This window comes from uncultured Roseobacter sp. (assembly GCF_947488185.1).
Lineage (GTDB): Bacteria > Pseudomonadota > Alphaproteobacteria > Rhodobacterales > Rhodobacteraceae > Roseobacter.
The window spans coordinates 539,996-552,573 of sequence record NZ_CANKYM010000002.1; the positions used below are offsets into that span (position 1 = coordinate 539,996).

Here is a 12,578-nt window from a genome sequence, read left to right on the forward strand (position 1 = left end):
GAAAAGTCAGCACTGCCGTCACTTACTGCTCAAGACGAAGGTCCGCTTACCTGACGTCGCCCATCTTGCGGGCATAAGGCTCCGAATCTTCCAGAGGATCGACGCGAATAGTGACATCAACCCTTCGCGGATGGTGTCGGTGACACGCTCTGTGAACTCAGCGTCCACCCGGATGTCCGCGAAGGATTTGAGATACTGAACAATCCACCCGCTGACCGCTAGAATCCTGAACTCGGTGCCGACAGTCAACGCGCGCTCTCTCAGCGAGCCACAGGAATCTATCTCGCATCAATTGGGACAGCTGCAATTCTGTCGGGGCGCTCTCAAGCTGAAACGCCGCTTGTACCGAGGCACATTGCTTCTCAAAACTGCGGCACTTTGAGGGAGAGGCTGAAGCCCTATCCGACCTGCGGCGACGCTCTTGCAGGTGGAGCGGATCATTGCATCTGTTGGGATATCACCCTTCGTCAGCCAGCCCCTTGTTTGCCGTAAACGCGCAGACGGCTGCGGCTAGGCAAGAAAGGCCTATCGCAACTGCGGCATATGCAAACTCGGTCTCCGCGAGTAGTGCAACCGCCGCAATTCCACCGAAGCGCGCGAAGGTGATGTCGAGGCTGGTTGACACCGCGCTCATTCCCTTTGGCGCGAACCTCAGGATCAACTGTGTCGAGGGTGCGTTGCTGCAGGCCAGACCTGATCCGACCAGAACTGCCGACGCAATAAGCAGCAAGAAGTTATCGCCGAGGTACAAAAGCGGAAATCCGGCGACGATAAGCAGCGGTGCTGCAAACATGATCGCCCCAAGATGCGGACTGTCTACCATATTTCGCAACAGTGTACTCAGACAAGAAAAGGTAAGCCACATGATCGACAGTACAAAGCCGATGCTGGCTGCTTCGACTTCATTTTCTGACAGCCAGACCGGGAGTCGAAACAAGTAATAGGTGATCGATCCGTATGTGCAGAACACGTAGAGAAATGTCACCCATAGGTCCCGAGCTTGAAAAAGCGCCGAATAATCGGCGGGTGGGCCGGTGTATGGTTCAGGATCTCTGCTGGATGGGGAGCCGTTCAGGACCAATAATGCGATTGCTGCTATGATTGCGATGAAAAGGAATGCGGTTTTCCACCCATCTCCACCAAGGAAGCCGCCATAGAAAAGTGGCGCGAAAGCAGCAAGGTAACCAGAAATACTGCCCCAGACGATCAGTGCCCTTCCTGGTCTCTGCGGCAAGGCTCGTGTGAGGAGAAGAGGCACAAGCGGTGCAAAGATTCCGCCGCCAAGGCCTTGAAGTATGCGCCCGGCGATGAGCATCTCGAAGCTGTCCGCGGCGGCCACGATGAGCGATCCCGCAGCGAAGAAAGCGACCCCATAACCGAAGACTTTCCTCGTGTTAAAGGCGTCACCACACCAGCCGCCGAGCAGCACGCCAACCGCAACCGCAATGCCATAAGAATTGAAAACCCAGGCCAATTCGCTGATCGACAGATCGAAGTGTAATTGGATCGCTGGCAATAGCAGCGGAACCAGTGTGAGTTCCATCACGAACGCGACGTTTGCTGCGACCGGTCCTATGATCGCTTTGCGCGGTGGCCCGGACGCCAGAGCTTCCTTTTCAATATCCGACGTATGGGCCGTCATCGATCAATCCCGCCGATCAGACATTTGCACGTGCGTCGAGATGGTCCTTTGCATCAACAATTGTGGTGGAACGGACTGCTGAAACGCCAAGTGTGTGTTGAGACATTCCCGGCACCGGCGCAAGCATATTGGCCATGTCCCGGGCTCCCATCCAGATCAGGTAATCCTCTTCGGTTACCTGTTGGTCCGGGCCCAGCCATCGTCCGGGTTCGCAATGCGTGTAACCGTACCGCAGGTGGGCGCCCTTCGCGCCCAATCGTTTGGGCACTAATGCAAAAACAAACGATGGGTTCCAGGCTCCGACCATGATTTCGAAAAGGACACGTGACAATAGTGCGGTCGCGCCCTGGCTCCGCGGACCGCCAAGGCCGTGGGCACGAAGCCAGAAATCGCCCTGATAGCAAACCTGTCCCGTGATCGTCTGCAGCGCTTCCGGCCCCGAGTAAAAGGTACAATTCGGATCGGGCGTCGTATCAGGGGTGATATACTTGTGGCGGTGGTCGTTCAGGTGCGTCGCCAGCGAAATGCCCGACAGGTCCAGAAGACGCACTGCCTGCGTGTGGACGAGCTCACCATTGGCATTGAAGCCGCAAATCCAGAAGCCGTTCGTACGATCGACGTAAGAAGTCGCCACATCGAACATCGGATAGATCGGACCGCGATCAGGCTGCTGGCTCCGATAAGCGCGGTATCTGGCAAAGTCGTCGCCGACTTCAACCTGAATTCCCATGCCTTCAAGATCGCGAAGAATGCCAGACAGGCTGGCTGTGATATTAAACAGTCTACTTGGTAACATGCCCACCCAATTGGCCAATTGTTTCCGGTCAGGCAAGTACATTCCCATCAATTGGTTAAGGATTTGTTAGCCAAGTTTGATCTGCAAACAGAAATTTTAACGGCTTCCCGGTCTCAGGTCTTTGGGGTTGTTGGTTTGAAAGAGAGCCCCTGATCTGCGTGAAGTCTCCTGCGCGCGCGACCTTTTGCCGGTAAACGTGAATGATTATTTGAAGTAAGGCTCTTCGTTGGCTCGAATGCGTCGCTGCATCGCAGAGGTTTCCGAGGATTGCTCATGTCCATGAATGTTGGGTGTGGGGCCGCAACAGCAGTAGTTCTTTGGATTGTGTCATCCGGTCCGTCATTCAATCTACGCAATTAATCGTTCTTGTTCTGCCCGCCTCAGGCACTCGAGGCAAAGGCGATCAAAACAAGAAAGATTCATAGAATTTAATGAAAGTCTCCCATATTTCTGAAGCGCACTTAGTGTGTTGTTTTTAATTGATTAATTTTTTTCCAGATTTCCAGGTAACTCGCGCAGTCGAGCTCCAAGTCCGATCTGTTTCTCTCGACTTCTCGAAATGTGGCATCCGGAAGGCGGCATCGGAGGCATAGCCATATTTTTGCCAAATCCGGCTTGGATATTGCTTTGAGAAAGGGACGGCTATGAATATTGATCAACTTCTTGATGTGTCTTCCTGTGTGGGCAGCCCACCTCCCGGGTCGGTGAATGTATGCATTGGAAACGCTGTCGAAGGCCCTGGAGGACGGTGGATTCCATGCGCGTCCGCAATCGTGAATGGCGCGTACGTGTCCTGTGTCTATGAAGTCGGGCCAGGGCGCAGGCAGGTTTGCTCCGCTGCTCAACCCACATATTCTGCCGATGAAGCGCTTTCTCGTGCGATTGAACTCGCTGTAACTGCTGCAGCGTAAGACGGTTTGTTGCGGATTGCGATTGATGGCTCACCCGCTGGGGCGGCTGAGCCTATTTGAGCGGCATGAGGCTGGGACGAGATGACGCTTCATACCCAAGGCGACAAGGGTTAGCGTCGGCAAGTTGTGCGTTCCCAGATAACCGTCGAAACGCTCAACTGACGTTCCGTATCTCTGGCGACCAGAACTGGCCCCCTGTTTCAAGCAGCCTGTCGCGCAATTCGGTCTTGCTCATTGGTCTGCCAAAATAGAAACCCTGCAGATAATCACAACCCATCTTGCTCATGATCCGTGCATGCTCTTCCGACTCTACGCCTTCGGCGACCACGCGCATGCCGAGGCTCTTCCCGATACCGATTATAGACGCGGTTAGTGACCTGGCGCCGACGTCCGATACGACTGGTTGAATGAAATGGCGATCAATCTTCAGGATCGTCGGCCTGATTTCCAGCAACCCCCGCACTGATGCGTGTCCGGTGCCAAAGTCGTCGAGCGCAATCGTAACACCCAACTCGTCAAGCTCGTCGATGGTCCACCGAACCACGTCGCCTATGCGATCCAGATAGACGGACTCCAGAATTTCGACGGTCAACCGCTTTGGATTGATGCCGGAGCTCTTGATATCATGAATGAAGGTTGGATCAGCCAGCCTGGCGGCGGAGACATTCACCGCAACCCGAGGCAGATCAACGCCTGCTTCGTCAAAATCCGACAGGGCACCCGACAAACTGGCAAAGACGATCTCATCGATCCTCTTAAGAATCCCCAGATGTGAAGCGGTGTCGAGAAAGGCCGCCGGAGCGAGAAGTCCTCTGGTGGGATGAGGCCACCTGACCAGTGCCTCTGCGCAAGCAATTCGACCCGTTTCCGCATCGATCAAGGGTTGAAAATACGGGATGAATTCTCGCCTTTCGCAGGCAATAAGGAGATCCGATGCCAGTTGCTTGGTCGCAATGGAGTTCGCGTGCATCTCTTCGGTGAAAAACGACCACCGTCCCCGCCCTTGTGATTTCGCGTGATAGAGGGCCGCATCGGAATCTGCGACGACCTGTTCCGGAACATCCATGCTGGCATTTGCGATCGCTACGCCGACGCTCGCGCTGCAGGCGGTTGATTTGCCATCAAATGAAAATGGCGCTTGCATCCTTTGTACAATTTCGTCGGCCAGGCTGCTTACATTCAGGGCGCTGGTCCCGAGCGGTCTCAGGATCACGAATTCGTCGCCGCCTAGACGCGCGACCAGATCGGTCTCATCGGTCAGATCCCGCAGCATATGGGCAACGGATACCAACAGTCGGTCGCCAGCATCGTGACCAAGCGTATCGTTGACGAATTTGAACCGGTCGAGGTCGATATAGAGTACCGCGAATTCTGTTCCATGCGTCTTGAGATTTCCTATCCAGGTCTTCAACTCAACCTCGAAATGCCGCCGATTGGACAGGCCGGTCAAAGCATCTTCGTTTGCGTCCTTGGCCACCGATCTTGCAAGCTCATGCAGGCGCGTATTTTCCTTCTCTAGTCGATGAATTTTTTCGACGGCTTTTGCGTAGCCTGCCTGATCTGGTATCGCGGAAAGATCGTCCTGTCGCGTGGCGGGTTTGGCACGTTCCTCCTCCAGTTCAATGATTGAGCAGAGCCACCAATGGTTGCCGGTTTCGGGATCGGAGAGGTGTGTCCAGCCCATACGCTGCAGATATTTTTCGCCGTTTTTGCGGTTGTTGAGCGCCTTGGTTGAAAAATTCTCCCAGTTCATCAGTTTTTCGATGATGTAGAGATGAACGCCTTGCTCCAGATCCGGACCGATCAAAATGGTTCCGCGTTGACCTAAAACCTCGTCTGCATCATAGCCGGTAATCTTTGAAAAGGCTTTGTTGCACCATTGGAATTCCATGACGGCACCGTCGTCATTTGACGCCAGAGCGAGTGCGAGGCCTTCAGTGCACTTATCATTGATTTGATTGAATATCTGAGCAGGGATCACGGACAAGTTCTACGTTGTTCCACGTTTGCATAGCCGTCAGACGACTAGGAACCGTTAAGCTGGAACAATGTGCGAACGTTTTTTACAGAAAAGTGGAACAATTCGTGGGTAAAGGCAGGAATCCTGCAAGTTTACGGAGGCTTTGCGGGCCGATCCCTGTCCCCTGCCCGTTGATCGGACAGGGGACAGTTTTGACTGCTGCTTAACACACTAAGGGAGCAAGATCGTGCAGCCGGTCGTCAGCCGGTTCTCAAGCAGCTCATGTGCTTTTTGCGCTTGATCCAGAGGCAGTTCCTGATTGATGGCGACACTGATCTTTCCCGAAGCAATCATCTCAAAAAGAGAACGCGACGCGTCATTCAACCACTTCTTGTCCTGCGTGAAGTGGTACAGTATCGGTCGCGTCAGACGAAATGATCCTGCCGCGAGATCGGCAATCTTGAAATCATCTGCTGGACCTGATGCCTGACCAAAAAGAACCAGTGTTCCGAACATCTTGAGGCAGTTCAGCGAACCCGGATAGGTGTCTTTTGCGATACTGTCATATACTGCGTCGACACCCTGGCCGCCGGTGATCTCGCTGACCCTTTCGGCGAAATTCTCCGATTTGTAGTCAATCACATGGGTGTAGCGACCGGTGGTCTTGGCAATCGCGCATTTCTCCGGGCCGCCTGCCGTACCGATTGTTGTCACTCCCTTTTCGGCCAGCCACTGCCCGGCCAGAAGTCCAACCCCGCCCGCCGCCGCGTGAAACAGGACGGTATCCCCGGCTTTCGGCGTAAAACTGTCATGGATGAGATAGTAGGCTGTCAGGCCTTTCAGAACCGATGCGGCGGCTTGCGCGTCTGTCACCTCGTCTGGCAGGGTGACCAACTGTGCCGCGTCGATCACGCGGTGGCTGACATAGGCGTTGTTCGGCATGGTGTAGGCGACCCGATCGCCGACATTGAAACCGTCAACGCCGGGCCCAACGGCTTCGATAACACCTGCGGCTTCGCTGCCGAGCACAAGGTCCGACTCGACTGGCCAAGGGTAGAGACCGCTGCGAAAGTAGATATCGAGGAAATTCACACCAACGGCCGTCTGCTTCAGTAGAACCTGCCCAGCACGCGGCGAGGGAACGTCGAGGTGTATTTTGTTAAGAACGTCCCGGTCGCCGGGCGTTTGTGCGGCGATAGCATAAGCCATTTTCGCTCCTTAGGATTTTAGGTGCCGTTTCTGCCCGCGCTGGTCTTGTCCAGAACTGCGGGCGGAGACGTGGCAGGATCAGGCGATCTCGAAGACGCCGTCGATTTCCACTGAAACGTCAAAGGGCAGCAGGGCCCCCAGCGCAAAACGTGCGTGGCGTCCGGCATCGCCGAAGGCGGTGATCAGTAACTCGGACGCCGCGTTGATCACGATAGGATGACGGACGTATCCTTCGGCGCTGTTCACGAAACCACCGAGCTTCACAACCTTGGTGACGCGGTCCAGATCGCCGTCGCAGGCTACTTTCAACTGCGCCAGCATGTTCATGATACAAAGCTCGGCGGCCTTGATCGCGTCTTCCTCGGAAATCGTATCGCCAACCTTGCCTTGGTATTCGAACCCGTTGGGGCCCTGAGGCACTTGGCCGGACATGAAGACCAGGTTGCCGGTTTTCACAAATGGCACAAAGCTTGCGACTGGTGTCGGTGCATCCGGCAGGTTGTGGCCTGCGGCTTCGAGACGTTTTTCGACTTCACTCATGGTTTAATCCTTCTTAAGTGTTACTGGAATGACGACGGAATATTCAGGGTGCCTTCTGCTACTGGGACGCAATGGCCCCCGATGCGAAACTCCGACAATACACCGTCCAACTTGGTCGCATCCCCACGCAACTGGCTGGGGCGTCCCATCTGGACGCCTTGCTCAAGGCGATAGCTGGTCCTGAGCGTATTGCCGGGCGCAAGGGCGGTCAGAAGCCCCACCAGGGAGAGATTGGAAGCACCTGTGGCCGGATCTTCGGTGATGCCAACCATCGGAGCGAACATACGCACCGCGTAATCGACCCCCTCTTTTGTCGATGGGGTGTAGAGATGCACACCAATGGCCCGCTCACGCGGCAGGTGCTGTTGGAACTCCGAAATGACAGGACTGGCCTGACTGAGTGCCTCTTCCGAGGTCACCTCGACGAATACTAGCGCATTGCCACAGGTGCAGATGCAGGGCGCGTGGCGGCTGGTTTCAATCTGATCTGGGCGCAGGTTGCAGGCGCGTGCAATGAGTTCCGGATCGACATCCGGACCGATTGCCAGGGGTTCCGGGGATGAGACAATCCCGCCCACAACGGCATCGCATTCGGTCAGCAGTTCGGCGTGCACTGCGCCGATGTTCTGTTCCAGCAATACATCGGATGTGATTGCCCGGCCAAATGCGCGCCCTGCGCGCCCGAGAATGAAGCTGGCACCGACAGTTGGGTGCCCAGCAAAGGGAAGCTCGGTCTGGGGTGTGAAAATGCGTGTTCGAACATGGCATTCGTCGTGCCGGGGCGGCAGCAGAAAGATGGTTTCGGCGAGATTGAACTCATGCGCGATCTTTTGCATCAGGTGTGATGCAAGCCCTTCCGGCGCCCAGACAACGGCCAGGGGGTTTCCACCAAAACAGCTGTCTGTAAAGACATCCACGACTGAATAGCTCAATTGCATCCCAATCCCCAATCCCGAATGGTTGCACAGCTTTGCTACGCTACGGGGGCAGGGCTACCGAAGTCATGAGATTTCGTCAAATTGAATTAACTGAATTTCAAATCCCGAAAATAAGATCAATCTTTGTCTTATCAGGGCTGATCAAATGGGCATAATTCGGCTCAGGACCACTCGATCTCGCCCAAGCAGTCGGCAAAGGCGTCGACAGCTGGTTGCTCGTCGATCCGGCCTCTAGTCAAGAAAAGGTCAATGCTTGGCAGGGGCGGGAAGCCCTCGCGTTCCTTCAAAACCGTCAATTCCGGCGGCACGCTGGACAGCGGCATCGCTGCAATCGCAAGACCGGAGTCGACCACGGCAATCAGGGCTGCGAGATTTGGGCTGCTGAAGGCAACTCGAAAATCACGCCCCTCGGCAGCGAGTGCCGCAATGGCATTCCTTCGGATCATGCAATCTGCCTGAAACACGGCCAAGGGTACCACCGCCCGACGTCCGACGGCGTGATTGGGGGATGCAACCCATACAACGGCTTCCTTTTTCAGAAACCGAGACGTTTCTGCCTTGGCCGAGCGCGAAACGATGGCGGCTTCCAACGTGTTTTCCTCCACCATCTTCTCCAATGTCGCGCTGGGAGCGCAGGTGATCGTCACTTCGATCAGAGGATGTTCTTGCGCGAAACGGGTCAGTATTGTCGGAAGAAGGCCGCGTGCGTAGTCGTCCGGAATGCCGAAATGCAGCGTATCGTTGGGTGCTGTACCAACAAGGTTGGACACAGCCTCGTCCTGCAGCTGCAAAATCCGGCGGGCATAGATCAGCAGTGCTTCGCCCTTTTTGGTGAGCCGTACAGCGGGGCGCTCCCTGGTAAAAAGTGATTCACCCAGAATCTGCTCCAGCTTCTGGATTTGCATGCTGGTTGCAGACTGGCTCCGGCCGATCTTGCTCGCGGCGTCCCGAAAACTCCCGCCCTCGGTGATGGTGACGAATGTTCTCAGCAGGTCGGGGTCAAGCGTCTGTTTCATCGGAAGGGGTCACTCACATCTTGGTCCGCGCAATGACAATGGATCAGTCCCCTAGAGACCCCGCGGCTAGGCTGTCAAGGCGCTTGGCGGTCTCGGTCACGCGCTCCGGCAAGCATAGGGACTTCGTCACACCTTCGCCAACAGCATGTCATTCACGTCCTGCGGATGGGTCCGTATGGTCTGTTCTTCCTTTAGTGCGCCCTCGGTTTCGACGCTGGTGATAGCGCCGCAATCCCCTCTGCTGTGAAGGGCACAAGACGCAGGCCCAAGGCACAGTTAATCCGTCAATCTTCATTCCGTTGGCGGGGAGAAAGACCTCGCCGTCCTGTTTGAGTGCGCAGATCAAATCCTGTGCTGGGTGAGCTCAACAGCATTGCTAACGGGCGCGAGGCAAATAGTGGCGCGTTGCAAGGTGGTTCTGTCTGAGACATCGCCTTACATTTTCGACCACCTCAAACGCCGATCGCCCGTGCGCTGACGGGCGCTCATCGGCGAACGTGTTGCATGCGGTGCCGGACTGGGGTCGAGAGTCCACATCTGAATAAATAACTGAAAGAATGGCATAATGATTGAACTCAGATGTCCAGCGAGTATCGGGGCTGCGGTTCAATGGGGCGCTGTGTGTGTCCCGATTTTTCTCGCAGGACGTCAACGGCCCTGCGCCGGGTGCGACTGTTAGCTGTGGCAGAAGGCATTCCCGGTTATGTCTGCCGACGTTTGACAATGAAACAGCACGGCGATACCGATGAGATGCTGCGACTGAAACCAACCATTTCCCGACGTTCTCCTCTAAGCAGCCGGAGATAAGAACGTACTGTTCAAAACAGGTTCGGGAACGGTGGTGACGTCGTAGGCCGCGCTTGTATCAAGCATATTCCAGCCCTGTCACCACTGGTCAAGCTGCCAGAAAGGTGAAGGCAATGAGCAACTTCATTATCATCAACATCGAACATGGGCTGACCGGACGTCTTGGCGATCATGCGCGGTTTTCCGGTGCATTGCGCGTGCGCGACGGGGTCATTCACGAAATGGGTAATCTGCAACCCGAAGCAGGCGAAACGGTGGTCGATGCCAAGCATTCCGTTGTCTGTCCCGGATTTGTGAACACGCACCACCACCTGTTCCAATCCGTTATGAAAGCCGTACCCGAAGCGCTGAACCAACCGCTCGATCCATGGCTTATGGAAGCACCATATCGGTTTTGGCCTTACTTGAATGAGGAGGGCATGCGCACCACCGTAACGATTGGACTCGCCGAATTAGCCTTGTCGGGTGTGACAACGGTGGCAGACCATCACTACGTCTACTCGGATCGCTACGATTACAATCCATCTGATGTGCTGTGTGAAACCGCGGCACGGTTTGGGCAGAGGTTTGTTCTGGGGCGCGGTGGTCTGACACATGGCCGGCCCTGGCACCGTGACGATATCCCGCCAGCACCGGCAACCAGCCTCGAACACATGCTGGACGGTTTGAGCAGCGATGTCGCGCGCTGGCACGATCCGTCCCCGACGGCGATGACCCGTATCGCTGCCGCACCAGTAACCACGATCTTCAATTTGCGCGAAGGTGAGGTGAAAGAGGTGGCACAGGCGGCCCGGCACCTTGGTATTCGTCTGCACACCCATCTTTCGGAAAACGATACCTATGTGAACACGACGCTCGATCGATATGGTAAGCGGCCTGTGCCCTGGATGGCGGAGCAGGAGTGGATTGGTGACGATGTCTGGTTTGCCCATCTGGTCAAGATCGACGAGCGAGAGATCGACATGTTGAGTGAAGCGGGTACAGCCATGGCGCATTGCCCCCAAGCCAACGCCCGTCTGGCGTCGGGTATCGCGCCCGTGCCGCGCTTTGCCGAACGTGGCGGCGTGGTGTCGCTGGCCGTGGATGGAACAGCGGCGAACGAAGCGGGGGACATGGCGCAAACGCTTTACGCAGCTTTCATTCTGCACCGGACCGGCGGTCAAGCTGATGCGACGACTGCCGAAAACGTTATTCACTGGGCGACCTCCGGTGGCGCCCGGGCGCTGGGTCTGTCGGGCATTGGCACTCTGGAGCCGGGAAAGGCGGCTGATCTTTTGGTGCTCGGTCTGGATCATCCCCGGTACTTCGGACAGCACGACCGAACCGTCGGGCCAATCATATCAGGGGGAGAGCTAAGACTGCGGCATTCCTTTGTGGGGGGGCGCGAAATTGTGCGGGACGGCGTGGTTCCATGGCTGGACATGGATGAGCTGAACGAAAAATCCCTGCAGACGGTCGACATTCTGAAGAGAGGGGCGCAGCGCGCGCACTAACCTTTGGCGCACCGGCCTTTCGTTGGCAAATGCCGGTGCGCACTACTCGTACGACAAAGCTTTTTTCCTATTTCCTGACATTCGATCACTGGAAAAACTGGGCGCGTAAAGAAGCTCTATGATTTGCGAAATGCCGCGGCTTCGTTCCGAAGCCATTTCTCGAATTTACGGATTTTCCCTGAATTCCGCCGGCTTTCCGGAAAAACAATCCAATACCCGCTGCCATCGTCGCAGGTCATTTCAAATGGCTGAACGAGTTGCTTTCTTTCGAGTTCGCTCTGAAAGAAGGCCGGGGTCAGCATTGCTACACCCTGACCGGCGATTGCCGCGTTTGCTTCAAGGATTTGCGGGCCGAACTGCCCGCCAGCGCCTTCTGGCGGTGGCGAGTAGTCCACATCAACGTCTTCAAACCAACGGTGCCACCAGGGATCATGCCCGGAAAGAATTGGCAGCTTCAACAGGTCCGCAGGCTCTTTCACTCCCCCGACGCTTGCCGCCAGATCCGGACTTAGCATCGGGGTGAATACTGTTGGCAACAGAAGGCGGCTCTTGAGGCCCTCCCAGTTTCCTTTCCCGCCGCGGATGGCGACGTCGAACCCATCAGACATGAAATCAACAAGGCCTTCGCTCACTTCAACGCGCACGGCGATGTCCGGGGATTCAATCTGAAATTTCCCAAGCCTCTGAGCGAGGAAATTAGTGCCGAAGGTCGGGATGACACTGACGGCAAGTGTACCCTGGCTGGACCCTTTTGCATCGGCATAAGCATCAGCAAGGATATCCAGCGCTTCAGTCGCCTTGGAGGTCAATGAGCGCCCGATGGTCGTCAGGCTGACACCGCGTGCATGGCGTTCAAAGAGCTGAGCGCCGACGCGCTCTTCCAGGATCTTGATCTGATAGCTTACGGCTGCCTGTGTCATGCCCAATTCGTTCGCGGCAGCTGTAAAGTTGCCGTGCCGTGCCGCTGCTTCTGCAACGCGGACAGCTGTTAGCGGTGGAATATCTGTTCGAGCCATATATCAAAAATACTTATGCCTTTTTATCTTCTACACCCAGATTGGCCCGCAGTACAACGTCTGGATATGCTTTTGCGGCAAAGACATTATGGGGCGATCAATATGATTTGCATGCCGCATAACGTCAGCAGGTATTAGACATGATTATGCCTTGTATTGCTCTGTTCTTGGGAAGGGAACTCCTGTGTCGTGGGGTTTTGCGGGGTTTGGAACTGCAATCATGTGACCACTCATCCGGACGTTTTGCCTC

General features: G+C 55.7%; 9 protein-coding genes. 1 reads left to right on the forward strand and 8 read right to left on the reverse strand.

Annotated features, from left to right (window positions below):
• Positions 1-457: 457 nt before the first annotated feature.
• The 7 genes from Q1A52_RS08615 to Q1A52_RS08645 form a co-directional block, all read right to left on the reverse strand.
• Positions 458-1,642 carry an MFS transporter gene (locus tag Q1A52_RS08615; protein ID WP_300013606.1) on the reverse strand — a complete coding sequence of 395 codons (1,185 nt, stop codon included), beginning with the start codon at positions 1,640-1,642 and terminating at the stop codon, positions 458-460.
• Between the two features lie 16 nt (positions 1,643-1,658).
• On the reverse strand, positions 1,659-2,438 hold the full coding sequence (locus Q1A52_RS08620) for a hypothetical protein (protein ID WP_300014944.1): 780 nt from the start codon (positions 2,436-2,438) through the stop codon (positions 1,659-1,661).
• Between the two features lie 1,065 nt (positions 2,439-3,503).
• On the reverse strand, positions 3,504-5,330 hold the full coding sequence (locus Q1A52_RS08625; RefSeq protein WP_300013609.1) for an EAL domain-containing protein: 1,827 nt from the start codon (positions 5,328-5,330) through the stop codon (positions 3,504-3,506).
• Positions 5,331-5,540: 210 nt separating this feature from the next.
• Positions 5,541-6,518: a quinone oxidoreductase gene (locus tag Q1A52_RS08630; protein ID WP_300013612.1), complete on the reverse strand. Its 978-nt coding sequence runs from the start codon at positions 6,516-6,518 to the stop codon at positions 5,541-5,543.
• Between the two features lie 78 nt (positions 6,519-6,596).
• Positions 6,597-7,058: a RidA family protein gene (locus tag Q1A52_RS08635; RefSeq protein WP_300013615.1), complete on the reverse strand. Its 462-nt coding sequence runs from the start codon at positions 7,056-7,058 to the stop codon at positions 6,597-6,599.
• 20 nt (positions 7,059-7,078) lie between these two features.
• Entirely contained in the window at positions 7,079-7,996 is a 918-nt protein-coding gene (locus Q1A52_RS08640; protein WP_300013618.1) for a PhzF family phenazine biosynthesis protein, read from the reverse strand.
• Positions 7,997-8,157: 161 nt separating this feature from the next.
• A complete protein-coding gene (locus Q1A52_RS08645; RefSeq protein ID WP_300013621.1) occupies positions 8,158-9,012 on the reverse strand; it encodes a LysR substrate-binding domain-containing protein in 855 nt (284 codons plus the stop codon).
• A 920-nt stretch (positions 9,013-9,932) separates the two neighbouring features.
• Here Q1A52_RS08645 and Q1A52_RS08650 point away from each other — a divergent pair.
• Positions 9,933-11,312: an amidohydrolase family protein gene (locus tag Q1A52_RS08650; protein WP_300013624.1), complete on the forward strand. Its 1,380-nt coding sequence runs from the start codon at positions 9,933-9,935 to the stop codon at positions 11,310-11,312.
• Positions 11,313-11,428: 116 nt separating this feature from the next.
• Here the strand turns inward: Q1A52_RS08650 and Q1A52_RS08655 are convergent, their stop codons facing one another.
• Positions 11,429-12,328, reverse strand: a complete 900-nt coding sequence (locus Q1A52_RS08655; RefSeq protein ID WP_300013627.1) for a LysR substrate-binding domain-containing protein — start codon at positions 12,326-12,328, stop codon at positions 11,429-11,431.
• Positions 12,329-12,578: the final 250 nt, after the last annotated feature.